Source organism: Sphingobium sp. (genome assembly GCF_032153725.1).
Lineage (GTDB): Bacteria > Pseudomonadota > Alphaproteobacteria > Sphingomonadales > Sphingomonadaceae > Sphingobium.
This window is the reverse complement of the sequence record NZ_JALDYQ010000031.1, coordinates 26,840-51,904: the sequence shown is the minus strand read 5'-3', so window position 1 is coordinate 51,904 and position 25,065 is coordinate 26,840. Positions and strand designations below refer to the sequence as shown.

Annotated in this window: 32 protein-coding genes; 8 read left to right on the top strand and 24 right to left on the bottom strand. The window is 64.6% G+C overall.

Annotation, left to right across the window (positions count from 1 at the left end; genetic code table 11):
- The 3 genes from RUH75_RS11980 to RUH75_RS11970 all read right to left on the bottom strand — a co-directional run.
- Window positions 1-677: Bug family tripartite tricarboxylate transporter substrate binding protein (locus tag RUH75_RS11980; protein WP_313806142.1), on the bottom strand; the 677-nt coding region annotated here is incomplete at its 3' end.
- Between the two features lie 344 nt (window positions 678-1,021).
- Entirely contained in the window at window positions 1,022-1,345 is a 324-nt protein-coding gene (locus RUH75_RS11975) for a hypothetical protein (protein ID WP_313806140.1), read from the bottom strand.
- On the bottom strand, window positions 1,342-2,085 hold the full coding sequence (locus RUH75_RS11970) for a copper homeostasis protein CutC (protein ID WP_313806138.1): 744 nt from the start codon (window positions 2,083-2,085) through the stop codon (window positions 1,342-1,344). Before RUH75_RS11970 ends, RUH75_RS11975 begins: the two co-directional genes overlap by 4 nt.
- 179 nt (window positions 2,086-2,264) lie before the next feature.
- Between RUH75_RS11970 and RUH75_RS11965 the strand changes: the two genes are divergently transcribed.
- Window positions 2,265-3,086: a class I mannose-6-phosphate isomerase gene (locus RUH75_RS11965; RefSeq protein ID WP_313806136.1), complete on the top strand. Its 822-nt coding sequence runs from the start codon at window positions 2,265-2,267 to the stop codon at window positions 3,084-3,086.
- Window positions 3,087-3,123: 37 nt separating this feature from the next.
- Window positions 3,124-3,723, top strand: a complete 600-nt coding sequence (locus RUH75_RS11960) for a 5'-methylthioadenosine/S-adenosylhomocysteine nucleosidase (protein WP_313806134.1) — start codon at window positions 3,124-3,126, stop codon at window positions 3,721-3,723.
- A 163-nt stretch (window positions 3,724-3,886) separates the two neighbouring features.
- On the opposite strand, the gene RUH75_RS11955 is transcribed toward RUH75_RS11960, so the two are convergent.
- The 4 genes from RUH75_RS11955 to petA form a co-directional block, all read right to left on the bottom strand.
- Window positions 3,887-4,423 (bottom strand): adenine phosphoribosyltransferase, encoded by a 537-nt coding sequence (locus RUH75_RS11955; protein ID WP_313806132.1) that lies wholly within the window; start codon window positions 4,421-4,423, stop codon window positions 3,887-3,889.
- A 77-nt stretch (window positions 4,424-4,500) separates the two neighbouring features.
- Window positions 4,501-5,349 (bottom strand): cytochrome c1, encoded by an 849-nt coding sequence (locus RUH75_RS11950; protein ID WP_313806130.1) that lies wholly within the window; start codon window positions 5,347-5,349, stop codon window positions 4,501-4,503.
- A 15-nt stretch (window positions 5,350-5,364) separates the two neighbouring features.
- Entirely contained in the window at window positions 5,365-6,684 is a 1,320-nt protein-coding gene (locus RUH75_RS11945) for a cytochrome b/b6 (protein ID WP_313806128.1), read from the bottom strand.
- Between the two features lie 11 nt (window positions 6,685-6,695).
- Entirely contained in the window at window positions 6,696-7,277 is a 582-nt protein-coding gene (gene petA / locus RUH75_RS11940; protein WP_313806126.1) for a ubiquinol-cytochrome c reductase iron-sulfur subunit, read from the bottom strand.
- Window positions 7,278-7,468: 191 nt separating this feature from the next.
- On the opposite strand from petA, the gene RUH75_RS11935 reads away from it, so the two are divergent.
- From RUH75_RS11935 to RUH75_RS11925, 3 genes are read left to right on the top strand one after another with little or no spacing between them, the layout of a single operon-like run.
- The gene (locus RUH75_RS11935; protein ID WP_313806124.1) at window positions 7,469-7,939 is read left to right on the top strand and encodes a tRNA (cytidine(34)-2'-O)-methyltransferase; all 471 of its coding nucleotides are present in this window, start codon (window positions 7,469-7,471) and stop codon (window positions 7,937-7,939) included.
- A complete protein-coding gene (hemF, locus tag RUH75_RS11930) occupies window positions 7,936-8,805 on the top strand; it encodes an oxygen-dependent coproporphyrinogen oxidase (RefSeq protein ID WP_313806122.1) in 870 nt (289 codons plus the stop codon). Before RUH75_RS11935 ends, hemF begins: the two co-directional genes overlap by 4 nt.
- Window positions 8,806-8,813: 8 nt before the next feature.
- Window positions 8,814-9,416 carry a GNAT family N-acetyltransferase gene (locus RUH75_RS11925; protein ID WP_313806120.1) on the top strand — a complete coding sequence of 201 codons (603 nt, stop codon included), beginning with the start codon at window positions 8,814-8,816 and terminating at the stop codon, window positions 9,414-9,416.
- A gap of 14 nt (window positions 9,417-9,430) precedes the next feature.
- On the opposite strand, the gene RUH75_RS11920 is transcribed toward RUH75_RS11925, so the two are convergent.
- Window positions 9,431-10,216, bottom strand: a complete 786-nt coding sequence (locus RUH75_RS11920) for a glycerophosphoryl diester phosphodiesterase membrane domain-containing protein (RefSeq protein ID WP_313806118.1) — start codon at window positions 10,214-10,216, stop codon at window positions 9,431-9,433.
- A gap of 77 nt (window positions 10,217-10,293) precedes the next feature.
- Between RUH75_RS11920 and lipB the strand changes: the two genes are divergently transcribed.
- The 3 genes from lipB (at window position 10,294) to RUH75_RS11905 (ending at window position 12,135) form a co-directional block, all read left to right on the top strand.
- The gene (lipB, locus tag RUH75_RS11915; RefSeq protein WP_313806116.1) at window positions 10,294-11,013 is read left to right on the top strand and encodes a lipoyl(octanoyl) transferase LipB; all 720 of its coding nucleotides are present in this window, start codon (window positions 10,294-10,296) and stop codon (window positions 11,011-11,013) included.
- Between the two features lie 60 nt (window positions 11,014-11,073).
- Window positions 11,074-11,367, top strand: a complete 294-nt coding sequence (locus RUH75_RS11910; protein ID WP_313806114.1) for a hypothetical protein — start codon at window positions 11,074-11,076, stop codon at window positions 11,365-11,367.
- A gap of 75 nt (window positions 11,368-11,442) precedes the next feature.
- Window positions 11,443-12,135: a hypothetical protein gene (locus RUH75_RS11905; RefSeq protein WP_313806112.1), complete on the top strand. Its 693-nt coding sequence runs from the start codon at window positions 11,443-11,445 to the stop codon at window positions 12,133-12,135.
- 243 nt (window positions 12,136-12,378) lie between these two features.
- Here RUH75_RS11905 and queE read toward each other — a convergent pair whose 3' ends face one another.
- From queE to RUH75_RS11825, 16 genes are all read right to left on the bottom strand, one after another.
- The gene (gene queE / locus RUH75_RS11900) at window positions 12,379-13,026 is read right to left on the bottom strand and encodes a 7-carboxy-7-deazaguanine synthase (protein ID WP_313806110.1); all 648 of its coding nucleotides are present in this window, start codon (window positions 13,024-13,026) and stop codon (window positions 12,379-12,381) included.
- Window positions 13,023-13,724 (bottom strand): 7-cyano-7-deazaguanine synthase QueC, encoded by a 702-nt coding sequence (gene queC, locus RUH75_RS11895; RefSeq protein WP_313806108.1) that lies wholly within the window; start codon window positions 13,722-13,724, stop codon window positions 13,023-13,025. Before queC ends, queE begins: the two co-directional genes overlap by 4 nt.
- 130 nt (window positions 13,725-13,854) lie before the next feature.
- Window positions 13,855-14,259: a hypothetical protein gene (locus tag RUH75_RS11890; RefSeq protein WP_313806106.1), complete on the bottom strand. Its 405-nt coding sequence runs from the start codon at window positions 14,257-14,259 to the stop codon at window positions 13,855-13,857.
- Between the two features lie 106 nt (window positions 14,260-14,365).
- On the bottom strand, window positions 14,366-15,274 hold the full coding sequence (locus RUH75_RS11885) for an Hsp33 family molecular chaperone HslO (protein WP_313806104.1): 909 nt from the start codon (window positions 15,272-15,274) through the stop codon (window positions 14,366-14,368).
- 306 nt (window positions 15,275-15,580) lie between these two features.
- Complete coding sequence (argF, locus tag RUH75_RS11880; protein ID WP_313806102.1) at window positions 15,581-16,510, bottom strand: ornithine carbamoyltransferase; 930 nt, start codon at window positions 16,508-16,510, stop codon at window positions 15,581-15,583.
- An 84-nt stretch (window positions 16,511-16,594) separates the two neighbouring features.
- Window positions 16,595-17,791, bottom strand: coding sequence for an aspartate aminotransferase family protein (locus RUH75_RS11875; protein ID WP_313806100.1), 1,197 nt, complete (start codon window positions 17,789-17,791; stop codon window positions 16,595-16,597).
- Window positions 17,792-17,912: 121 nt separating this feature from the next.
- Entirely contained in the window at window positions 17,913-18,311 is a 399-nt protein-coding gene (gene fliS / locus RUH75_RS11870; RefSeq protein ID WP_313806098.1) for a flagellar protein FliS, read from the bottom strand.
- A gap of 21 nt (window positions 18,312-18,332) precedes the next feature.
- Complete coding sequence (fliD, locus tag RUH75_RS11865; RefSeq protein WP_313806096.1) at window positions 18,333-19,736, bottom strand: flagellar filament capping protein FliD; 1,404 nt, start codon at window positions 19,734-19,736, stop codon at window positions 18,333-18,335.
- Between the two features lie 89 nt (window positions 19,737-19,825).
- Window positions 19,826-20,284 carry a hypothetical protein gene (locus RUH75_RS11860; protein ID WP_313806094.1) on the bottom strand — a complete coding sequence of 153 codons (459 nt, stop codon included), beginning with the start codon at window positions 20,282-20,284 and terminating at the stop codon, window positions 19,826-19,828.
- A gap of 60 nt (window positions 20,285-20,344) precedes the next feature.
- Entirely contained in the window at window positions 20,345-21,490 is a 1,146-nt protein-coding gene (locus tag RUH75_RS11855; RefSeq protein ID WP_313806092.1) for a flagellar type III secretion system protein FlhB, read from the bottom strand.
- A 2-nt stretch (window positions 21,491-21,492) separates the two neighbouring features.
- Window positions 21,493-22,275: a flagellar biosynthetic protein FliR gene (gene fliR, locus RUH75_RS11850; protein ID WP_313806090.1), complete on the bottom strand. Its 783-nt coding sequence runs from the start codon at window positions 22,273-22,275 to the stop codon at window positions 21,493-21,495.
- Window positions 22,272-22,544 (bottom strand): flagellar biosynthesis protein FliQ, encoded by a 273-nt coding sequence (gene fliQ / locus RUH75_RS11845; RefSeq protein WP_025548552.1) that lies wholly within the window; start codon window positions 22,542-22,544, stop codon window positions 22,272-22,274. Before fliQ ends, fliR begins: the two co-directional genes overlap by 4 nt.
- Before the next feature lie 10 nt (window positions 22,545-22,554).
- On the bottom strand, window positions 22,555-23,325 hold the full coding sequence (gene fliP, locus RUH75_RS11840; RefSeq protein WP_313806084.1) for a flagellar type III secretion system pore protein FliP: 771 nt from the start codon (window positions 23,323-23,325) through the stop codon (window positions 22,555-22,557).
- A 34-nt stretch (window positions 23,326-23,359) separates the two neighbouring features.
- Entirely contained in the window at window positions 23,360-23,626 is a 267-nt protein-coding gene (locus RUH75_RS11835) for a FliO/MopB family protein (protein ID WP_176591926.1), read from the bottom strand.
- An 85-nt stretch (window positions 23,627-23,711) separates the two neighbouring features.
- Window positions 23,712-24,050, bottom strand: coding sequence for a flagellar motor switch protein FliN (gene fliN, locus RUH75_RS11830; protein ID WP_313806081.1), 339 nt, complete (start codon window positions 24,048-24,050; stop codon window positions 23,712-23,714).
- Complete coding sequence (locus RUH75_RS11825; RefSeq protein ID WP_313806079.1) at window positions 24,047-24,931, bottom strand: flagellar motor switch protein FliM; 885 nt, start codon at window positions 24,929-24,931, stop codon at window positions 24,047-24,049. The genes fliN and RUH75_RS11825 overlap by 4 nt, the downstream gene beginning before the upstream one ends.
- Window positions 24,932-25,065 lie beyond the last annotated feature (134 nt).

Genomic DNA, 25,065 nt, shown 5'->3' with positions numbered 1-25,065 from the left:
ACGCCTTCCAGCTTCTCTTCACTGGAAACCGCGAGCAGGCGCAGCGTGCCGGCCTTTACCTGGCTTTCGAATTCGCCGTAGCTCGAAATACCGGCGGTTACCTGCGAGCCGAGGATCGCGGCCAGCGCCTCGCCGCCGCCGGAATAGGCGATGTAGTTGATCTTGGTCGGATCGACGCCCGCAGCCTTGGCGATCAGGCCAACGGCGATATGGTCGGTGCCGCCAGCAGAGCCGCCGCCCCAGGAAACGCTGCCCGGGTCCTTCTTGAGCTGGTCGACGAGGTCGCCGATGGTCTTCAGCGGCGAGGATGCCGGAACGACGATGGCTTCATATTCGCCGGTCAGGCGGGCGATTGGCGTCACTTCCTTGAGGGTGACGGGCGCCTTGTTGGTAAGGATCGCGCCGACCATCACGTAACCGCCGACGATGAGGGCGTTCGGGTTGCCCTTCTGCTGGCTGGCGAACTGCGCAAGACCGATGGTGCCGCCGGCGCCCGGTACGTTCTGCACCTGAACGCTCTTGGAAATGCCTTCTTCCTGCAGCACGGTCTGCAGGGAACGCGCGGTCTGGTCCCAGCCGCCGCCGGGGTTGGCCGGGGCGATGATGGTGTAATCCGCTGCAACCGCCGGAAGAGCGATCACGCCCGCCAGAAATGTGCCGATAAGAAAATGTTTCACGTAGAAAACCCTCCTCAGGATGCCCTTTTGGGCGTCGTTTTTCGTTTTATGCGGGGGGCTTCAGAGCGCATCTGTCCAGCGCTGAAAACTCAAGCGCAGGGCCTTGGCGATCGTTCAGATTTCCTCCCGCATCTTCTTCCGCCTCCACGGAATGAAGAAGGATTGCAGAGCATCACAAAAAGCTGTCATCTAACTGACGCTAGGCAAGTCCTTGCGCATTTACTCTCTATTAATTTGTATCGGACGTCTACTGTGGCGTGTGGGACGACTTTGTTTTGCGCCGTCGATGTTCACTTCACCTTCATTCCTGTGACGAGCACAGGAATGAGGGAGGGGTGGGGAACCTACTGTGAGCGCAACGCCTCGTTCCAGCGCTCGATAAGGCGGCTGCGTTTCACCTGATCCAGATAGACCATCAGGCCGGGGCTGACGGGCACGGGGCGCAGTTGCGCGCCGTGGATGGCCTGCATGGTGTTGGCGGTGTTTTCGCCCGCCACTTCGGGGCTGACGGCGGGGATCTGCAATTGCCGGGCCATGATCGTCTGGCCCTCCTTGGACATGAAGAATTCCAGATAACGACGGCCGAGCGCCGGGTTGGCGGCGGCTTCCGGCACCAGCCCTGCCGCCGCCGCAAGAACCAGCGCTTCCCGCCTGCTGAAGCCGCTCATGCGTCCAGCGCCTCGCGCAGGGCACGAACCTGCGCAAGCGAGGTCCGCCGCGCCCTTCCCAGCGCAAAGCCCATGGCCAGCGCGCGCGCTTCAGACATATCGCCCTCCTCGCTGGCGGAGGCATGCACCTCCGTGGCGCCGGTCGCTTCGAACGTCTGCCGCGCATTTTCGGCGCGAATGCCCGATCCCGGCATGATGACGATCCGTCCCGCCGCCCGATCCCGCATCGCAGCGAGGACCGGAAGCGCTTCGGCCGCTTTCACCGCGCCACCGGAGGTCAGAATCCGGTCGAATCCCAATTCCACCGCCTGGTCAACCGCCGCCACCGGGTCATCGGTCAGGTCGATCGCCCGGTGCAGCGTCAGTCCGATGTCGGCGCGCCTGTCCCGCATCGCCTGCGTCCAACTCCGGAGGATTGCCAGATCCAACCGCCCGTTCCGCACAGCGCCGAAGACCAGGCCGTCCACCCCTAGATCAATCAGCGCCAACCCTTCCGCCACAGCCGTCGCCAGAGCAGACGCGTCATAAGCGAAATCCCCGTCGCGCGGACGCACCATCGCCCGAATGGCTTTGCCGTCCGCATGCGCCCTTTCCACCGCCAGCCGCGCCAGTCCGGCCGAAGGCGTAAGACCCCCGAGGGCCAGCGCTCCGCACAATTCGATCCGATCGGCGCCGCCCTGAAGGGCCACGTCCAGATCGGATATGGTTTCGACACAGATTTCCAGCAGGATGCGACGCATGAAAAACTCAAATCCCATCGATGGAAGGCCATGCCGGAACAGGGGGCTATGGCAGCCTTTGCCACGCTATTGTAGAGCGCTACCATTGCCAAGCCCCGGATGCCATCCGGGCGCCGCATTCCGCCGCTTTCCCGACATGGCGGCTTGCCTGAGGGGAGCAACCGCTCATAAGGAACCGCATGACCACGACCCGCCTCCTCGCCCACACGGTCGAAAAACCCTGGGGCCGTACCGACATCCCTTCCCATATCGCTCCGGCTGACGGCGGGCGCATCGGCGAAGTGTGGTTCTCGCCCCCGAAAGGCACCGGCGCGGAACAGTCGCCGCCCTTGCTGGTCAAATATATCTTCACCAGCGAGAAGCTGTCGGTGCAGGTCCATCCCAACGACGCGCAGGCGCGGCGACAGGGGCTGGCAGGCGGCAAATCCGAATGCTGGTACATATTGGATGCGGAGCCTGACGCGCGGCTGGGGATCGGCCTGATGCGCGACCTGACGCCGGAGGCGCTGCGGGCCGCCGCGCTGGACGGCAGCATCGAAGGGCTGATGGACTGGAAGCCGGTGACCGCCGGCAGCTTCTATTATATTCCCGCCGGCACGGTGCATGCGATCGGCGGCGGCGTGACGCTGGTGGAAGTGCAGCAGAATAACGACGTGACCTATCGCCTCTATGATTATGGCCGGCCGCGCGAACTGCATCTGGAAGAGGCGATGGCCGTCAGCGTCGCCGCCCCCTATACGATGCCCGATCGCGTCGTCCCGATCACTGCGGAGGAAGGGCTGGTCACGGGTCCCGGTACGCCCTTCGTTCTGGACATGGTGCAGGCCGCCCCCGGGACCGGGCTGGAGGCAAAGGGCGAGATGCTGTGGTTCGTTCCGCTGGCCGGTTCGGGCACGATCGACGGCACGCCCTGGCAGCAGGGCGAATGCTGGCTGATCGAAGAGGGCGCTGCCATCACCGCCCAAGCCCATATGAGCGCCCTGCTCGCGCGCCTGCCCTGAAAACGGAGAATAAGGGATGGTCATGCCACGGGGAGAAATGATCGCGAACAAGCGGCTGTTGTTCGTGATGGCAGTCGAGGACGAATATGGTCCCCATCTGAAAGCCCGCGTCGATCCGCTGATGATCGGAGTCGGGCCGGTGGATGCGGCGCTCAACACCGGTCTTGCCCTCCAGCAGCTGCAACAGGACGGGGCCTTGCCCGATCTCGTCGTGTCGCTGGGATCGGCAGGGTCGCGCATTTGCACCTTGGGAGAGGTGTATCAGGTCGCCAGCGTATCCTGGCGTGACATGGACGCCTCCCGCCTGGGCTTTCCCAAGGGCGTCACGCCTTTTGCCGACCATCCTGTCGAAATACCCCTGCATGCGCCCCTGGAACTGCGCGCCGCGCGGCTCTCCACGGGGGCGAATATCGTGGGCGGGGAGGATTATGCCGCGATCGATGCCGATATGGTCGACATGGAGACTTTCGCCGTGGTCCGCGCCTGCCAGCGCTTCGGCGTGCCGGTGATGGGCTTGCGCGGCATTTCCGACGGCCCCGGCGAGCTGGCCGACATGCTGGGGTGGACGCAGTTGCTGGCGCTGCTGGACGAGCGGCTGGCGCAGGCGGTGGATATGCTGGCAGAGGCCCGGTTGTAAATCACGGACGCAAAGAATGACTCCGGGTGACACAGGTGACACGATGGAGGTACGGGAGAGCGGCGTTTCCCGCGAATTTCCTATTTTGCATTTGCCTGTCAAAGAGCCGCGGCCGGTGTAACCGGGATCGGGGGCTGTAGGACAGCGGAAAGAACGGGCCGGATCAGTGCCCGTCAAAAACGATGATCGCCGCCGACGCCACCCCATCCCTTTCCAGCGCCGCCATGCCGCCCAGATCGGGCAAGTCGATGGCGAAGAGCGCCATCAGCACGGTCGCGCCCTGCTCGCGGATGAGTTGAGCCGCCGCAAGGGCAGTTCCGCCGGTCGCGATGAGGTCATCGACCAGCACCACGCGTGCGCCGTCCGGTATCTGCCCTTCATGCAGTTCCAGCCGGTCGGTGCCATATTCCAGCACATAATCGATGCCCACCGTCCTGCCGGGCAGCTTGCCCTTCTTGCGCACGGGCACGAAGCCCACCCCCAGCGCATGGGCCAGCGCCGCGCCCAGGATGAAGCCCCGCGCCTCGATGCCGGCGATGAATTGCGGATCGAGCGGGCGCGCAACCGCCGCCATGCGCTCGACCAGTTCGGTCAGGCCCGCGCTGTCCGCGAGCAGTGTCGTGATGTCCCGAAACTGGATGCCGGGCTTGGGAAAGTCGGGGATGGTGCGGACCAAGGCCGCCAGACTGTCAGCGCTCATCTTTGCCCTCATAAGAAAAAGGGGCCCGGTCCCCCAAGAGAAACCGTGCCCCCTCCCATGGTCTTGTTTCAGGTCGGTCAGGCGGCCTTTTTCTTGTCCGACCAGATGTTCTGATAGGCCATATAAGCCAGGCCCGTCGCGATCAGCAGGAAGAAGATCGTAGCCAGTCCCGCGCGGCGGCGGTTTTCCAGCTTGGGTTCGGCCGTCCAGGTGAGGAAGGCCGCGACGTCCTGCGCCATCTGATCGACGGTCGCCTTTGTGCCGTCGCCATAGGTCACCTGACCATCGGCCGTCAGCGGCGGCGCCATGGCGAGGTTCAGGTTGGCGAAATAGGGGTTGTAGTGCAGCCCCTCCGGCGTCTTGGCGTCGGGGAATTCCTTCAGCAGTTCAGCCGGCTGGCTCTGGAAGCCCGTCAGCAGCGAATAGACATAGGCGCTGCCATGATGGCGGGCCTTGGTCATCAGCGAGAGATCCGGCGGGATCGCATTGTTGTTCGCCGCCGCCGCCGCGACATTGTTCGCGAAGGGCTTCGGGAAATAATCCGCCGGGATCGGATCGCGGGTCGACATCTCGCCCGTCTTGGGATCGACGTCAGGGGTCTTGATCGCCCACTGCTTGGCGATCGCCTTGATCTCCGCTTCGTTATAGCCAATGCCCTTGAGGTCGCGGAAGGCGACGAACTTCAGGCTGTGGCAGGCCGAGCAGACTTCCTTGAAGACCTGGAACCCGCGCTGCAATTGCGCCTGATCGAACTTGCCGAAGGGGCTGTCGAACGAGAAGGCGACATGCTTGGGATCGCGGTGGAGTTCATGTTCCACCGTGACCGCTGGCGGCTCGGTGACATAGGCCACCGCGCCCACCAGGAAGGAAACCAACAGCCAGCCTGCGAAAAAGAGGCCGACGAGAAATGCGCCGATGCGAACCATTAGTCTTATCCCCCTTTAACCGGCGTGCGACGGCTGCGGATCGCTGCCCATGCCCGGAAGCGCTTCCCGCTCCCCTGCGATGGCATCGCGACCGAGCACCGCTTCGGTGATCGAGTTCGGCAGCGGCAACGGCTTTTCGAAGCGCGAGATCAGCGGCAGAATGATCAGGAAGTGGGCGAAATAATAAGCTGCCGCCACCTGCGAGATCATCACATAGGGCTCAGCCGCGGGCGCGCCGCCGCAATAGCCCAGGATCACCACGTCGAGGATGAGAATCCAGAAGAACTTCCTGAAGGTCGGCCGATAATTGCCCGAACGGACGGGCGAGGTGTCGAGCCACGGCAGGAAGAAGAGCAGCAGGATCGATGCGAACATCGCCAGCACGCCCAGCAGCTTCGCGGGGACGAAGAAGAAGTCCACGGTGAAGGCGCGCAGGATTGCGTAGAAGGGCCAGAAATACCATTCCGGCACGATGTGCGCAGGCGTCGAGAGCGGGTTCGCCTCGATATAATTATCCGGGTGGCCGAGCATGTTCGGCGCATAGAACAGCATGATCGCGAAAAGGATCAGGAACACGCCTGCCCCGAAGCCGTCCTTCGCGGTGTAATAAGGGTGGAAGGGCACAGTGTCCTGCGGCCCCTTCACTTCCACGCCGGTCGGGTTGGACGAGCCCGGAATGTGCAGCGCCCAGATGTGCAGGATCACCACCGCCGCGATCACGAAGGGCAGCAGGAAGTGCAGCGAGAAGAAGCGGTTGAGCGAGGCATTGCCGGGGGCGAAACCGCCCAGCAGCCAGGTCTGGATCGGTTCGCCCACGACCGGGATCGCGCCGAACAGGCCGGTGATCACCTTCGCGCCCCAATAGGACATCTGGCCCCAGGGCAGCACATAGCCCATGAAGGCGGTCGCCATCATCAGCAGGAAGATGACGAGGCCGAGCAGCCACACCATTTCGCGGGGCGCCTTGTAGGAGCCGAAGAACAGGCCGCGGAAGATGTGCAGATAGACGACGATGAAGAAGAAGCTGGCGCCATTGGCGTGCGCGTAGCGCATCAGCCAGCCCGCATTCACGTCGCGCATCGTGTGTTCGACGGTGCCGAAGGCGACGGCGGCATTGGCGCCATAATGCATCGCCATGATGATGCCGGTGACGATCTGGATCACCAGCGCAAGGCCGGCGAGAACACCGAAGTTCCAGAAATAATTGAGGTTGCGAGGCACCGGATAACCAGCGCCCACGGCGTTGTAGACGAGACGCGGCAGCGGCAGCTTCTCGTCGATCCACTGCATCGCGGGATGCCTGGGAGTATAATGTTCAGCCCATGGAAAGCTCATGACAGTCCCCCTCAACCCACAAGAATGGCGGTGTCGGAAGTGAAGCTGTACTTCGGCACTTCCAGGTTCTTAGGCGCGGGGCCTTTGCGGATGCGGGCCGCGGTGTCGTAGGACGAACCGTGGCAGGGGCAGAAATAACCGCCGAATTCGCCGCGATTCTCACCCTCGCCCGCGCCCAGCGGCACGCAGCCGAGATGGGTGCAGACGCCCATGGTGATCAGCCACTGCTTCTTGCCGTCGACGGTGCGTTCCTCCAGCGTCTGCGGATCGCGCAGCGTGGACGGATCGACCTTGTCGGCCTCGGCGATTTCCTTGTCGGTCAGATGCCTGACGAACAGGGGCTGCGACCGGAAAGTGGTCTTGATCGCCTGACCCGGCTGGATCGACGAGATATCTACTTCGGCCGACGCGAGCGCCAGCACGTCGGCACTGGGGTTCATCTGATCGACCAGCGGCACCACCACCGCCACCGCACCGACGCCGGCGAAGCTCACCGCGGCGATGTTGATGAAATCACGGCGGCGAACACCGTCGCTGCCGCCCCCACTGGAGACGGCTGCCCCCTCACTCTCCATATGTTCAACGATCGCCATGCACCTCAACCCTTGCAAGAACGTCTCCGACCCCGCCGCATTGCCCCCTTGTGGCTATGATTATCGGAGGATCGGCGCCCATGCAGATGGACGCGCCTTTCCCCCTGGCGCGGTTTGCAGGCCTGATAACCGTAGGATGTGCGATTTGCCAAGCAATTTAGACAGGCTATGACAATTAACCGGGCTGCTCTATGGCGCGGGACATGCGTATCGCCCTTTATCAACCCGAAATTGCCGGCAATGTCGGCGCGATTCTGCGCCTTGCCGCCTGCTTTGCCGTGCCCGTAGACATCATCATGCCGATGGGATTCGCCTTTTCCGACGCGAAGCTGAAGCGGGCGGCGATGGATTATGGCGCGTCGGCCGACATCACCAGACACGCCAATTTCGATGCGTTCGACACCATCCGCAGGGCGCAGGGACGGCGGCTGATGCTGATGAGCAGCCACGCCTCGCAGCGTTTGCCCGATGTCGAATTCCGCAAGGACGATATATTGCTGATGGGATCGGAAAGCGCCGGCGTGCCCGATACCGTCCGCGATCTGGCGGATGTGCGGGTGCGCATACCGATGGCGCCGGGCTTTCGATCCTTGAACATCGCCGTTTCCACGGGCATCGCGGTTGCCGAAGCCCTTCGCCAGACTGGAAGTTTTCCGCAATGACAGAGTCCCTGAAGAAGCCATTGACGCTCGACCCGCAACGGCAAGCCGCCCGCAAATGGTTCGAATCACTTCGCGACCGCATCTGCGCCGAGTTCGAGGCGATCGAACGCGAAGCCGGATCGGACGCCCGGTTCAACTATGTCGCCTGGGATCGCGAGGCGCCGGGCCTGGCGCCGGGAGAAGGCGGCGGCGGCGTGCGCGGCGTCATGAAGGGCAAGGTCTTCGAAAAGGTCGGCGTCAATGTCTCGACCGTGGGCGGCGCGTTTTCGCCGGAATTCGCCCAGACCATCCATGGCGCGAGCGAGGACCCCAGCTTCTTCGCCACCGGCATCAGCCTGGTCGCGCACATGGCCAATCCCCATGTGCCCGCCGTCCACATGAACACGCGCTATCTGGTGACATCGAAAAGCTGGTTCGGCGGCGGCGCGGACCTCAACCCGCCCCTACCGCGCGAAGAGGACACGGCCCATTTCCATGAGGTGCTGAAGGCCGCCTGCGACGCCCATGACGCGGCCTATTATCCGCGCTTCAAGGCATGGGCGGACGAGTATTTCTTCATCCCCCATCGTGGCGTGCATCGCGGCGTGGGCGGCATTTTCTACGATCATCTGGAGGGCGATTTCGACGCCGGTTTCGCCTTCACCCGGGATGTGGGCGAGGCTTTCCTCAAGGCCTTTCCGCCGATCGTGCGGCGGCGGATGAACGAAAGCTGGTCGGAGGAGGAGTACGCCCAGATGCTGCAATGGCGCGGCCGCTATGCCGAATTCAATCTGGTGCATGATCGCGGCACGCTGTTCGGGCTCAAGACCGGCGGCAATGTCGACGCCATCCTGATGAGCCTGCCGCCGATGGCAAGCTGGAGCTGACCACGCCCATGAGCCTGACGCCCGTTCCCGACGGTCAGATCGCCACGGTCGTCACCTATATGGAGATGCGGGAGCGGCCGAAGCCCGCGCCCACCCCGCTCGCTCCGTTGCGGCTGGCGCCGTGGAAGATGCCGGCGCCAGCGGCCTATCGCACGCTGTTTCGCCGGGTGGGCGAACCCTGGCTCTGGTTTTCCCGGCTGGCGATGAGCGACGGAGAACTGGGCGCCATCATCCACGATCCCGCTGTCGAGATCTATGCCGTCATCGACCTGCGCGGCGTGGAGGTCGGGTTGCTGGAGCTGGATTTCCGGTCGCTGCCCGATTGCGAACTGGCCTTTTTCGGGCTGATCCCAGACCTCACCGGCAAGGGGTTGGGCCAATGGCTGATGGCGCAGGCAAAGGCGCTGGCCTGGCGCAGGGAGGTCACGCGCTTCTGGGTGCATAGCTGCACGCTGGACAGTCCGTCCGCGCTGGCTTTCTACCGGAAAGCGGGCTTCGTGCCCTATAAGCGCGAGGTCGAGATTTTCGCCGATCCCAGACTCGCCGGTTTATTGTCGCCCGACGCCGCGCCGCACGCGCCGATGCTGAAGCGATTGCCGGGCGAGAAATAGCGATAAACGGGGAATCAGCCCGCCTCGGCCTGGCGATAGAGGCGGGAGAGCATCACCAGCATATAGACCTGCACCACGGTCGAGACGGCAGCGGCCGCCGCGCCGCCTATTAATCGCGTGCCATCGGCGCCCGCAACCAGGCGCCCCAATATGCCGAACACCGCCTGCGCGGCGGAACTGGCGATCAGCGACAGCAGCGAGAGGACCGCGATCAGGCCAAGCAGGTGCCAGAAATGGCCCCTGGTCAGCTGCCAGCTTCGTTTCAGCGATGCGACCACGCCCTCATGCCCGTCGATCACCACCGGGTTGAGCAGCACGAGCCGGACACCGACAAAGGCCAGCATCGCCACCATCGCCACCCCCAGGACCGGCGCCAGCAGGGACGGAGACACCGAAGCAACCACCATCCCGACCAGGGCCAGCACCATCAGGGCAAAGGCAATCGCGCCCCCGGCGACGAAGCTGGTCCCGATCAGCACCGGCAAGCGCGCCAGACTGAGCCGCAGCGCCTCTCCCACGCTGATCCCCGGACGCAGCGCAAGCGCGAACAGGGCCAGCGACCCGAACCAGATCATCAGCGCCGTCAGCAGCACCGCCAGCACATAGCTGGCGGGGACCGGCGGCAGCGCGCCGCGCGGCTGCGATGCCGCCCAGGCCGTCAGTTCAGGCGGCGTCATTTCGCCCAATATGACGCTGGGCAAGGCAATGAACAGCAGGGCGACGGGGAACAGCAGGGCGCTTTCGCGCGAGACGAAGGCGACCGTTTCCTCCCAAGCCTTGCCGATGGACATTGTCGCCATATCTCTACGCCCTATGATGGTCTGGAAAAACGCGGAGGAGACTTGATCGCTCGCTCCCGCCAAGTCAAGGAAGCGTCATGTCGTTCCAGCCCCCGTCCCCGCCCTCTGCCATAGAAGCCGTGGAATGGCGCATCGAAAGCGCGCCGGTCGATTATCCCGCGGCGCTGGCCGATATGGAAGCGCGGGCGGCGGCGATCTTCGAAGGCCGGGCGGCCGAGCGGGTCTGGCTGCTGGAACATCCGCCGCTCTATACGGCCGGGACGAGCGCCAATCCGGCCGAGCTGCTCGACCCGCGCTTTCCCGTGCATGATGCGGGGCGCGGCGGACGCTATACCTATCATGGGCCGGGTCAGCGCATCGGCTATCTCAACATCGACCTTGGCAAACGAGGCAAGGACGTGCGCAATTTCGTCCATCATCTGGAAGGCTGGATGATCGACGCGCTGGGCGAGTTCGGCATTGCAGCCCGGCGCGCGGAGGGGCGGATCGGCATCTGGACCGACGATCCGCAGGGGCGGGAGGCGAAGATCGGGGCGCTTGGCATCCGGGTGCGGCGCTGGGTCACGCTTCACGGCTTTTCGATCAATGTCGATCCCGACCTGTCGCATTTCGGGGGCATCGTGCCGTGTGGCCTGGCCGAATATCCGGTGACGAGCATCGCCGCATTGGGCATAAAAGCGTCGATGACGGAACTGGACGCGGCGCTCGCCCGTCATTTCCCCGCCTTTATCGGCCGCCTGCGCCGCTGCCCCGCGCCCGATGGAGCGGGGGTTGAGCAATGCGAGACAGGCCGCTAGGGTCGCGTCTTTCGCCAGGTGGGGGGCTGCCGGGCATGCTGAACGCTTGAGGAGAACCGGATGCGTCCCGACGCGAAGACGGTGGTGAAGACGCTTATTCTGACGGGCTGCATCGTGCTGGCCGGATGCGGCAGCAAGAAGGAAAGCGGCACCGCCGTTCCCATGAACAATCTGGAAGTCGTCGATGGCACCGCCACCGACGCCATGACCGATCTGGACGGGGTGCAGAGCGAGGGCACCGCGCTGGCGCTGCCCGCGAACCGCAGCGACAATGCCGCCGCGCCTGCCGCAGCGCCCGGGAATGAGGGCGAGGAAAAACCCGCCGCGGATACGGAAGTGCTGTCGGATCAATAGGCTGGCATCCGTGTTCAGCCATGATACAGACTGGCCTGGCATAGTTCGCAGCACTCCGTCCAAAGAGGGATCTCGATGACATTCCGTTCCACCGCGCGCCGGGCCGCTCTGGGCCTGGCCGTTCTGGCGGCGCCGCTCCTGGTTCAGCCCGCCGCGGCGCAGTTCTTCTGGTCCCCGCCTGATTTTTCCGCCCCGCCCCTGACCGATGCCGAAGCGGCCACCGCGCTTGGCCTGCCCAGCGCGACGCCGGCGGAGATCAAGGCCGGGCTGGTGTGGAACCTGCGCGCGGCCTTGAATGTCGCGGCCCTGCAATGCCAGTTCGAACCGACGCTGCTCTCGATCAGCAATTATAACGCCATGATCGCCCATCATGACGCGGAACTCGACGCGGCGCAGGCCACCTTGCTCGGCTATTTCCAGCGTACCGTGGGCAAGGGCAAGCCGGGCCAGATGGCGTCCGACCAATATGGGACCCGCATCTATTCAGGCTATTCAACCGTGCAGGCGCAGCGCGGCTTCTGCCAGACGGCAGCGCTGGTCGGGCGGCAGGCCATCTTTGCGCAGCGCGGCATGCTGAATGAAGTGGCGCGCAATGGCCTGGGGTCGATCAAGAAGTCGCTGATCCTTGCCGGCGAGCAATTTTATGGCGATCCGGGGCGGAGCTACTCGCTGGCATTGCCTTCGTTCGATCCCAAATGCTGGAAGAAGGGCAAGATGCTGCCCGCCTGCCAGATTGCGTGGAATCAGAAGATCGGGGTTCAGCCTTGAGAGCTTTGATGGCCGGGATTGGTCACTAAGCGTAACGTGCTCCTGCGACCCGAAGGGCGGCGTAAGCCAACGCAGGAGCCCAGTTCAAAGGTTGCGATGATAAGGTGAGGGCAGAACTGGGTTCTCACGAGCCACTCGTCTCGTTCGAATGCCTTCGCAGGAACACGGCGCATATCAAGGAATGCTCAGCTAAGCCGACCGTCCACTCTCCACCCCTGAGCAACCCTTCGGCTCAGCCTGAACTTACCGCAATCCCAGATATTTATGCGACTGGAGGCTGAGCCGCCAGCGGGGCCGGTCCATCACCAGATCCACCGCCGCCTGCGCATTGCTGGCCGCATTGGGATCATCCAGCGGCTGAATCAGCAGGTGGTCGAAGGCCCAGCCCTCCATCTCCCCCACATCGGCAAGGCTGTGCCCCAGCCCCGGCTGCGGCCAGACCAGCTTCAGTTCATTGCCGCTGCGCTGGACCACCTCGCTCCCCGCCTTGGGGCTGATGCAGACCCAGTCCAGCCCCGGATGCGCGGGCAAGGTGCCGTTGCTTTCGATCGCAATGGCGAAGCCGCGCGCATGGAGCGCATCGACCAGCCCGTCATCGATCTGAAGCATCGGCTCCCCGCCGGTGAGGACGATATAGCGCCCCTCCCGCCCATCGCCCCAAAAGCCGAGCGCGGCATCGGCCAGGCTGTCGGCATCGGCGAATTTGCCCCCGCCGTCCCCGTCCGTCCCGACGAAATCCGTGTCGCAGAACTGGCAGATCGCGCCGGCCCGGTCCTGTTCCCGTCCCGTCCAGAGATTGCAGCCGGCAAAACGCAGGAACACGGCCCGGCGCCCGGCATGGACGCCCTCCCCCTGAAGGGTGAGGAACATTTCCTTGACGGCATAGCTCATGGCTGCGGCGGCCTTACCGCATAAACCGTCGGATCGGGCAGGCCCGCCTCCTCGAACCCCTTGGCCCGCAGACGGCAACTGTCGCACAGGCCGCAATGCCTGCCATCCGGCGTCGGGTCGTAGCAGGACCAGCTCAGTCCCGCATCCAGCCCCAGCCGATGCGCCTCCCGCACGATATCGGCCTTGCTCATATGCTGGAGCGGCGCATTGATGTGGATGGGATGCCCCTCGACCCCCGCCCTGGTGGCGAGCGAGGCCATCTTCTGGAAGGCATCGATGAATTCCGGCCGGCAATCGGGATAGCCCGAATAATCGAGCGCATTGACGCCGATGAACACGTCGCTCGCCCCCGACACCTCGGCCAGACCCAGGGTCAGCGACAGGAAGATGGTGTTGCGCGCGGGCACATAGGTCACGGGGATGCCCGGACCGACCCCATCCTTGGGCACGGCGATATCGGCGGTCAGCGCGGACCCGCCAAAAGCGGTGAGGTCAAGCGGCAGCACGATATGCGACTGGGCATCCAGCGCCGAAGCGATGCGCCCCGCCGCCTGCAATTCCCGGCGATGCCGCTGATTATAGTCGATCGACAGCGCGAGCACGCGATAACCGGCCTCGCGCGCCAGCCCGCCCGCAACCATGGAGTCGAGCCCGCCGGACAGCAGGACGACGGCACATTTTCCCTTATCGGCAACCATGGGCATCGCGCTACCCTTCCCGACGCATCAGCGCAAGCCACCCGGCCCCATGGGTTTGGAGCGGGTTGCACTGAACCGAACGCAGGTTAGCCGAATCTGAGAGCGCGTCACTCTGCCGGGCAGGCGAGGGTCACTGGCGGCAAGCCCCCAGCCATCGCCCTTCCGATGCAAAGGCAAAGGGCGCGCCATCGGCAATGCCCTGCGACTGAATCTGCACCAGCCGCGCGGTTTCGATGCGAAGGTCGGTCCGGCCACTTCCCGCCGCGCCACATTCATAGGTGACGATCAGCCGCCGGGCCGTGTCGCTGACGGTGAAGCTCTTGCAACTGCTGCCCGAATGCCCGCTTTGCAGCAACTGGCTGAGGTTGGAAACGCAGAGCCTGCGGATCGCGCCGTCGGCCCCGCGCTCCCGCAATTCCCATTCGCCCGCTTCCAGCCCCTTGAGCAGGCGTGGCAGCGGGGCCGCCGCATGAACGGCAGAACCCGCCATCATCATCGCTACCGCCGCCGCAAGGGCGCGCAGGCCTGCCGTCATTCCGATCCCCCTGTCGATCCCCCTGTCGATCCTACGTCGATCACTGGATCAGCCTTGCGCGCCAATTGCGGCAATTTGATAGCGGAAATTGGCGCAACCCGCGCGCTCAGCCTTCCGCGAAGCTGGCAAGCGGGATCGGGAACAGGCGCGAGCAGAAGGCGCAATCAACGCCGATCACCCCCTGATCATCGGCCATCTCCACCCGCTCGGACGCCGGAAAACGGCCGATGACGCTGCGGATATGGTCAACATCGCAACGGCACCCCTTGGTCAGCGTCGTCGGGTCGGTGACGCGCACCTCATCCTCTTCATGGAACAGCCGCCAGACGATGTCGGTCAACGGCAGATCGCCGTCGGTCAGTTCGGCGTCCCTGAGCGTATGGGTCAGCGCCTGGACATGCTCCCATTCAGGATGGTCATGGCGGACGTGCAGACGCTCGCGACCGACTTCCCCCTCGGGCAGATGCTGGAGCAGCAGGCCGGCGGCCAGACAGCCCTCACCCGCATCGTGACGGGTCGCGATCTGGATGATGCTGGGAATCTGTTCGGACTGGAAGAAATAATGCTCGGCCGCGTCCGCCAGCGATTCGCCGTCGAGCGGCACGATGCCCTGATAGCGCTCGCCGCTCACCGCCTGGTCGAAGGTGATGGCGAGATAGCCCTTGCCGAACAGGCCGAACAGCGTCGGATCGGGGCCGAGTTCGGCCAGCCGGTCGGCATCGAACTTGGCATAGCCGCGCACTTCGCCGCCCTTGTAATCAGCGACGAGCAGACTGACGACGCCGTTTTCGGTCTGCGCCTGCAAGGTGAGCTGACCGCCGGCATCCTTGAGCGTGGTACCGAGCAACGCCGCCAGCACCAGCGCGGAGGCAAGCAGTCGCTCGATCTGCGGCGGATAGGCATGGGCGGCGAGGACATCGTCAAGGACCGGCCCCAACCGCACGATCCGCCCGCGCGCATGGCGCGAGGGGATAGTGAAGCCAAGGGCCTGGTCGATGGAAGCGGTCGTGGTCAAATCAGGCTCCGTGCGGCCCGCGCGGCGGGCCAGTCATGCAAAGGCGCTTAGATAGGGGCGATGAGCCCGCTTGCAAACCCGGCGCGGATCGGGCGGAGAGGGGGGATTGTGGATTGCGGCCATTCCCCCTCCCGCAAGCGGGAGGGGGCTAGGGGGTGGGCTGGCGCGACATCGGCGGCGATTTGCAACGGTTAGTCCGGAAGCTCGCTTCGCTCGCGCCCACCCCTAACCCCTCCCGCCTGCGGGAGGGGAATATCTTCTTCTGCCCAAAACCGGACACTGCCTGCGACTTGCCCTCTCCCAAACTCACCCAAGCCGCCCGAGCGCCCAGAGCAGCACCGACTTCTGGGCATGGATGCGGTTTTCCGCTTCGTCCCAGATCACCGATTGCGGCCCGTCGATCACCGCTTCCACCACTTCCTCGCCGCGATGGGCGGGCAGGCAATGGAGGAACTTCGCGGTCGGCCTGGCCAGCGCCATCAATGCGGGCGTCACCTGATAGGGCATCATCGCCGCCAGCTTTTCTTCGGCATGGGCCTGGCCCATGGATATCCAGGTGTCGGTGACGACGATATCGGCGCCGCTGACCGCCAGCTGCGGATCGCGGGTGCGGGTGATGGCCGCGCCGAGCGCGCGGGCTTCATCTTCGAAGGACGGATCGGGATCATAGCCTTCGGGCACGGCGATGCGGACGTCGAACTTCATCAGGCCCGCCGCTTCCACGATCGAATGGAGGACGTTGTTGCCGTCGCCCAGCCAGGCCCACTGGCTGCCGGGCAGCGCCACGCCATGCTCCACCACGGTCAGCAGGTCCGCGACGATCTGACAGGGATGCGACAGGTCGGTGAGGCCGTTGATGACGGGCACGCTGGCATGATGCGCCATCTCCTCGATCTTCGCATGATCGTCGGTGCGGATCATGATGGCGTCGCACATGCGGCTCAGCACGCGTGCCGTGTCGGCCACCGTCTCGCCCCGGCCAAGCTGGCTGGTCGCGCCGTCCAGGATCAGGGAGGTGCCGCCAAGCTGGCGGATAGCCATGTCGAAGCTGACGCGGGTCCGGGTCGAATTCTTCTCGAAGATCATCGCCAGCGTGTGGCCGGCCAGCGGCGCGTCCGCGTCGGCCTTGCCCCTGGGCTGCCCCAGGCGCGCGGCCTTCCGGTCGATGGCGTCGGCTATCATCGCGGCGATCGCATCGCCGCCCGCGTCACTCAGATTCAGGAAATGTCTGGTCATGAGGAATATCCCCTCAGTCCGTTCGGCCCTCCTCCATCTGGACAAGGCATGCGCCTCATCCAGACGGGGCGAACGGAGGTTAGTTCAGGCCGCGGAGGCCTCCCCGAAGCTCCGCGCGCCGGCCGAAAGCTTCTCGATGCACTCGGCAATGTGGCTTTCCTCGATCACGAGCGGCGGCAGGATGCGCACGACATTCTGTCCCGCCGACACGGCCAGCAGACCGTGATGGTCGCGCAGATGCGCCACGAAATTGCGGGCATCATAATCATCGTGCATCTTCACGCCCAGCATCAGGCCCATGCCGCGCACATCCACGAACATGCCGTCATGATTGGGGATGAGTTGTTCCAGCGCCGCGCGCAGGCGGTTGCCCATGGCCTTCACATGGTCGAGAAAGCCATCGCCCAGCACTTCCTCCAGCACGGTCAGCCCGACGGCCATGGCCAGCGGATTGCCGCCATAGGTCGACCCATGGGTGCCGAACACCATGCCCTTGGCCGCTTCCTCCGTCGCGAGGCAGGCGCCCAGCGGGAAGCCCGCGCCGATGCCCTTGGCCACCGCCATGATGTCGGGCGTCAGGCCATATTGCTCATGGGCGAAGAAGGTGCCGGTGCGGGCATAGCCGCACTGCACTTCGTCCAGGATCAGCAGCAGCCCCTGATCGTCGCACAGCTTGCGAAGCCCGGCGAGGAATTCCTGGGTCGCCGGGGTCACGCCGCCTTCGCCCTGAACCGTTTCCACCAGGAAACCGGCGGTGTCGTCATCGACGGCGGCCGTCGCGGCCGCCAGATCGTTGAACGGCACCACGGTGAAGCCGGGCAACAGCGGTTCGAAGCCGTCGCGCATCTTGGGCTGGCTGGTGGCAGAGATCGTCCCCAGCGTCCGCCCATGGAAGGCATTGTCGAAGCTGATGATCTTGTGCCGGTGCGCCTCGCCATTGGCGTAGTGATAACGGCGCGCCGTCTTGATCGCGCACTCCACCGCCTCGGCGCCCGAATTGGTGAAGAACACCGTATCGGCAAAGGTCGTGTCGACCAGACGCTGCGCCAACTTCTCGCCCAGCGGCATGCCGTAAAGGTTCGAGGTGTGCATCAGCGTCGCGGCCTGATCGGCGATTGCCTTGACCAGTTTCGGATGGCCATGGCCCAGCAGGTTGACCGCGATGCCGCTGGCGAAATCCAGATAGCGCTCGCCGCGCTCCCCGATCAGGTAGCAGCCCTCGCCTCGGACCGGGCGTACATCGCACCGGGGGTAAACGGGCATGAGCGGCGTAATCGACATGGGCCTTCCCTTTCTGGGCTGATGTATACAGGTTCCGAAACGCAAAAAGGCGGCCCCCGCCGGGCCGCCCTTTGCGAGCGCTGCCTATACAAGGGCGCCCCGAAGGGCGCAACCCCAGCCTTTACGCAATCTGGTTCCATGCTTCGGCAATCTCGCCGACCATGACGCGGGCCTGATCCACGGGCCCGGCATCGCGCTCCTTGGCCCCGGCCAGCAGCAGGCGGCGGGCTTCGCGATAGATCTGCGCCAGGCCCATGGCGATGTCGCCGCCCTTGTCGAAGTCCAGGCTCGATTCGAGCGCGAACAGGATCGACATGGCGCGGGCCTGCTTGTCCGACACCTTGATCCGGTCGCCATTGCGTTCGGCCAGCGCCGTGGCATCCAGCGCCAGCAGCAGTTCGTCGAACAGCACCTTCACCAGTGCATGGGGCGTCGCGCCCTCGATCCGGCTGCCCGAATGGACCGCCGCATAACGCCGCGCCGCTGCCGTACCCCCGAAGCCACCCTGATTATAGAACATGATCTTCCTGACCCTTTTGCATCAATTGTCGCTTTTGGACCACAGCGCCACCTGCTGCTCCAGGTAGCTCTGCGTAGCCTTGAGGGCGGACAGCCGGGTTTCCATGGCCGAATAGACCTTGGTCAGCTGCGCCTGATAATCCGTCATCTGCGTGTCGAGCTTGTCGAGCTGTTCGGTCAGATCGTCCGCCAGCGCCTTGTATTTATCCTGCGAGGTGGCGAGCGGACCGCCATCCTTCTGGATATTGTCGCGCACGCTGTCCATCAGGCCGGCCAGGCCGATATTGGTGGCCGTCTTGACCGACGGGTTCAGCATCTGCGTGATCGCCGTCGGATCGGCGGCGATCGCCTTGTCCAGCAGCTTGGTGTCCAGCGTCAGCGTGCCGTCGCGATTGGTGCTGACGCCCAGATCGTTCAGCGTCTTGTAGGTGCCGGTCGAGGTCAGCTGGGTCGACACCATCTGCGACAATTGCCGCTTCATGTCGCGGATGGACGATTCACCGTTCAGCACCCCGGCGGTCGAGGAGTCCGTGCCGGTGGACGTCGCCGTGTTCAGCGCCTTCATCAGCGTGTTATAGGCATCGACGAATTCGACCATCAGGTCGCGCATCGACGTCGTCGGCTCGGTCGTGGCAAGCGTGACGCTGGTGCCGGGCGACGCCTTGTTCAGATCGATGCGCAGATAGGGGATCGCGCTATCGATCGTGTTGCCGGCATAATGCTGCTCGACCCCGTCGAGCAGGATGATGGCGTCCCTCGGCTCTCCGGCAGAGGCCATGGTGGCGCTGTCCGTGCCCGCCCATGCGAATTTGGCGAGATCGGTGCCCGATACGCTGGCCAGCGAAAAATCATTGGCCGCGCCGGTCGCGCCCTTCATCACCAGCCGCGTGCCCTGCGTGTCGGTGATGACCGATGCGGAGACGCCCAGCCCGGCATTGTTGATCGCCGCGGCAAGGCCGGCATAGCTGTTGTTGGTCGAATCGATCGTGATGGTGGCGCTCTGGCTGCCGACCGTCAAGGTCAGCTGCCCCTCGCCCACGGCGGTGCCGGACGTGGCGCCCGCAACCGGCGTCGAGGCCAAGGTCCGCGCCGAGGCGAGCTGATTGACCACGATCTGCGCCGGCAGGCCCGAGGGCGTGCCGCCCGGCAGCGCGCTGACGGAAGCGATGCTGGCATCGTTGGAGGCAGGCGTGCCCGAATAGCCGGTGCCCGCCAACAGGCTGTTGAGCGCATCGGCAAAGCTGTCGAGCGAGCTGGAAGCGGAGGCCAGAGCAGAGATGCGCGCGCTGTTCAGCGTCTGCCGGCTGGTGATCGCCGTCTGCTTGGGCTCCTTGGCCGCGCTGACCAGGCTGGAGACGAGCGACGAGGTGTCGATGCCCGATCCCGCGCCAAGCGCCGTCAAGATGCTGCTGCTCACCGAAGTCATGGGCCGTCCTTTCAGAAGAGAGAACGGCCCTAGGCCCAAGACCTTTAGGAATGATTTTCACAGGCTCCCCGAAAACGGGAAGCGGGGATTCAAATAGCCAATGCCACGATCTGGTCGACGGCGCCCTGCCGGATATTGGCCTGGGCGGCGCGGGCATGGGAGGCCTGCTCCGCGATTCGCCTGGCGATGCGGATGGCGCTTTCCACGGCCTCCTTCGAAGCCGGCGGCAAGGGCACCAGCACTTGCGGGGCAGGCAGCATCGACCGGATTTCCTCCGCCGCGCCGTCGACCGTGACCGTACTATCGTCCGCGCGCAATTCGGCCAGAATGTCAGCGATGCGCGCATGCACCCTGGCATATTCGGCGTTGCTGGCGATGCGCTCCTCCGGCGTGGCCTGATCGTCCATGGCGGCCTGCGCCGTCGACCCGCCGTCCCGGTGAACCGTTGCCGATGAGGAAACCGGTTGAACGGCGGACACGGCGGAAGGCGCGCGCGTGGCGCGCTTTTCAACCGGCGAAATCCCGTTCCGCGAAAAATAGTCGTTCATGACGCATCATCCTAATGCGTCCCCATGAACAATATACGGACAGGAACCCCTAAACCTCAGTTAAGCATCCACGATCTTCCTGCCTTCGGCATCGAAGCGCAGATCATCCGGCACGGTGATGAAAGGCCGGTCCATCTCGCCCGCCATGCGGTTTTCGACGCGGAAGACGAAGGCGAGGACCGTGGCGACGGCCATGTAAAGCCCTTCATTGACGATCTGGCCCGCCCGCGAGGTGAAGTAGATGGCGCGGGCAAGGTCGGGATATTGCAGCACGGTCACGCCATTCTGGTCGGCCAGCTCGCGAATGGCGGCGGCGATCGCATCGCAGCCGCGCGCGACCACCATGGGCGCGCCGTCCTGCCCCGGCTTGTAGCGCAGCGCGACCGCGAAATGGGTCGGGTTGGTGATGATCACGCTGGCCTCGGCCACCGCCTTGCGCGTGGAGCCGCTCAGCACCTCATATTGCTTGCGGCGGATATGGCCCTTGAGTTCGGGCGAGCCTTCGCTTTCCTTATGCTCGTCCTTGATCTCCTGCTTGGTCATCGACAGCCGCCTGGAGCGCTGGATGAGCTGGGCAGGCACGTCGATGCCCGCGATCAGGAACAGGCCGCCCGCCATTACCAGGCAGGTCATGATGAACATGTTGCCAAGGTCGGACATGGCGGGCGCGAGCCCCGCCTTGCCCAGCCCGACAATCTGCGTCAGGCGATCCCAGATCATCCAGACGCCGATCGCGCCGAGCAGCGACACCTTGGCGACCGACTTTATGAGTTCGATCAGGCCCTGAAGCCCGAACATCCGTTTCAGGCCAGCGGCGGGATTGAGTTTCGAGGCCTTGGGCGCGAAGGCGCCCGGCCGGAAGCCGAGCGATCCCAACAGCGCGGGACCCGCGATCGCCGCGAGCAGGGTCGCCAGCAAAATGCCCCCGACCGGCAGGGCGATGCCGGACAGCAGCGCAAAGCCCCGGTCGGCCGGCGCGAAATTCACGATATCCTCGCGCCGGAAGCGCAGCGCCTCGACCAGCATATCGGACAGGGATTCGATCATCGACGGGCCGGTGACGGCGATCCAGCCGATTCCCGCCATGACGACCAGCGCCGTCGCGAGATCGCGGGACTGGAGGATGTCGCCGTTTTTTGCAGCGTCCTTCAGTTTCTTGGCTGTCGGCTTTTCAGTCTTTTCGCCGCCGCCATTGCTCTCCGCCATGGTCAGTGCCCCTCCGCTATGGTCTGGGCCTGGTCCAGCCCGGCCTTGAGCGCGGCGGTGATCCCCTCGCCCATGATCGGCGCGGTGACGGCGAGCAGGATGAGGCCCGCCATCAGCGCCACCGGCATGCCGACGGCGAACAGGTTGAGCGCGGGCGCGGTACGGGCCAGCATGCCCATGACGATCTGCACCAGCACCAGCGCGAAGCCGACCGGCAGCGCGATCGTCACCCCCGCGCCCAGCAGGGCGCCGCCGAATTCGATCAGGTGCCAGATCGCATCGTTGCTGAGCATCGCGCCACCCGGCGGCAGCGCCTGATAGCTTTGCACCACGAAGCTCACCAGCATCAGATGGCCATCCATGGCCAGCAGCAGGAAGGTCGAGAGGATCGAGAGGAACTGGCCCACCGCCTGCGTCGCCTGCCCCGAGGAGGGATCGACCATCGCCGCGAAATTGAGGCCCATGGTGTTGCCGATCGCCTCCCCCGCGACCAGCGCGGCGGCATAGCCGATCTGCACCGCAAAGCCGATGGCGAGTCCGGCCAGCACTTCGCCCGCGACCAGCATCACGCCCTGGAAGCTGGCCACGCCATCGGCGGGCAGCACGATATGCACGCTGTTGAGCGCCGCCATGCCGAGCGCCAGCGACAGGATCAGGCGCAGTTGCAGCGGCACGGCGGGCGCGCCGAAGACCGGCGCGGCGATGAACGCGGCGCCGGGACGGATCATGGCGATCAGCCATATCCAAAGTTGGACTTCCACATTGGCGAAGCCCGGCGCAATCATTGGAGCAGGTCCGGGATGCGCTCGAAAATCTCGCGGGTGAAGTCGGCGATCAGCACCATGATGGAGCCGCCGAACAGCACCAGCATGGCGCCGACGACGATGATCTTGGGGATGAAGGCCAGCGTCTGTTCGTTAATGGACGTCGCCGCCTGCACCATGCCGATGACGACGCCCGCGATCAGCGCCGGAATCAGGATCGGCGCCGCCGCCAGCGCCGTGATCCACAGCGCCTGCTGCGCCAGTCCCATGAAGAAATCGGCATTTTCCATCGCCCTGCCCTCAAGTCGCGAAGGAGCCGGCAAGCGACCCCATGGTCAGCGCCCAGCCATCGACCAGCACGAACAGCAGCAGCTTGAACGGCATGGAGATGATCGTGGGGGAGAGCATCATCATGCCCAGCGCCATCAGCGTGGAGGCGACGACAAGGTCGATGATGAGGAAAGGCAGGAAGATCATGAAGCCGATCTGGAACGCGGTCTTCAGTTCCGACGTCACGAAGGCGGGCAGCAGGATCGAAAAGGGGATGTCGGCGGGTGAGCGGAAGGCGGGCGCTTCGGCGAGATTGGCGAACAGCTTCAGGTCGGTTTCGCGCGTCTGCTTGGCCATGAAGCCGTGCAATATCTTGCCCGAACGGCCCACGGCTTCCTCGATCGGAATCTGCCCCTTGCCATAGGGATCGAACGCCTGGGCGTTGATCTGGTCGACATAGGGCCGCATCACGAACAGCGACAGGAACAGGGTCAGGCCCACCAGCACCTGATTGGGCGGGGTCTGTTGCAGGCCCAGCGCCTGCCGCAGCAGCGACAGGACGATGATGATGCGGGTGAAGCTGGTCATCATGAGTATCAGCGACGGCAACACCGTCAGCAGGCTCATGAGGATCAGGATTTGCAGGCTGAGCGACAGCGAACGGCCGTCGCCGGAAATCTGGCCCATGGCGCGGGTCAGCGCGCCGCCATTGTCGACAGCGGCCGGCGCAGCCTGGGCGAAGGCGGGGACGGTAAAGAAGAGCGCCGCCAGCAGCAGCGCAACCATCGCAAATTTGGTCATTCCCGCGCAGGCGGGTCTGACGGTAATGGGCAATTCAGCGCCCCGCACGATAGCTATCGCCTTCCGCGATCTTCTCGATCCGGCCCCGCGTTACGGAGAGCAGGATCTTCTTCCCCTCGAACTCCACCACGGCAAGCTTGCCGAAGGTGCCCATGGGCAGTGCTTCCAGCACTTTCAACGAGCGATCATTCTGCCCGACCATCATGCCGGGCTGATATTTGCGCCACAGCCACAGCGCGCCAAAGGCCATGCCGCCAACCAGGGGCAGTAAAATCAGCAGCTTGACGAAATACCAGATCATTGGGCTGTTCCGCGACTATGGTTAATTCGTCATCCGTTCCGAGAGATTGGCGCGCAAGGCAAGCAATAATATCAACCGCCTGGCCTCAACCCCGCCGTTCGACGCCCGCCAGACGGGTTTCGGTCGCGGCGATCTCCACGATGCGGATACCGTAGCGGCCGTTCACCGTCACCACCTCGCCCTTGGCGATCAGCGCTCCGTTGACCATGATGTCCAGCAGATCGTCGGCCTGACGGTCCAGTTCCACCACGCTGCCTTCGGCCAGGTCCATGACCTCCGCCAGACGCAGGGAAGTCGATCCGACCTCCACCGACATGCGGACGGGAATGTCCGCCAGCAGGCGGAATTGCCGGTTGTTCACCATCCGGCTGATGCCGTCTTCGCCCATGCCGTCGAGGCGCGGGGCTTCACTCATATCGCTCATTGTCCGGGTTCCTGTGCAAGCTTTTCAATCTGGAATGCAGCGCGGCCGTCCTGTTCCCCGATCGAGCCATGGGCGACGACGCGGTCGCCCACGATCAGTGGCAGGCTGCGGTTGATGGTGACGGGAATGATGTCGCCGGCCTTGAGCTGCATCAGCTCCGCCAGCGAGAGATTGGGGCGCGCCAGCACGGTACGCGCGGGCAGGCGGATATCGCGCATGCGCGCAGCGATGCGGGTCTGCCACACCGGATCGGCATGTTCCGCATCGAGCGGCACGCGGGACCCGATCAGCGGCTCGACGGCGCGCAGCGAAGCCAGCGGGAAGAGCAGGTCGATCGGCCATTCCTGATCGCGGGTGATGCTGATGAGGAAGCGTTGCAACACCATCTGCTCGCCCGGCTGCGCAGCCGACGCGAAGCCGATGCCGGTTTCGCGCACGACAAGGCCCGCGTCCAGCCCGATCATGTCGCCCCAGCATTCCACCAGCCGGGCGATGAAGGCATCGGCGATGCGGGCGATCAGCCGGTCTTCGGTCGGGGTGAACTCGCCACGCGGCGGCAGTGCGCGATTGCCGATGCCGCCATAGAAGCAATCCACCAGGGTCGAGATCATCACCGCGTCCATGCGCAGCAATATCTGCCCCTTCAGCGGAGCAAGCCGATAGGCGCTGATGCTGGCGGAAGCGGGCACCTCGGCGCCCCAGGCGGCGAATTCCAGCCCTCGCGCGTCCTGCGCGACGACATGCGGACGGACCCCGGCAATCGGCTCGATCAGGGCACGAAGCCGCCGGCCGAGCTTTTCGCCCAGCCGGTCCAGCCCTGACAGCATCAGCGGCGCCTGTGTTTCCCCCCGCCCGAAGGCGTAGGCTTGAATGTCGGTCATTTCAGTCCCCGGCCGTCACAGGCGAGGGACTTCCCGCGCGTTCAGGCAGCCCTATTGAATAACGAAATTGGTAAAATAAACGTTAAACCTGTATCCTTTAGAAACAACAACTTAAGCCTCAAAGATCATGCGAC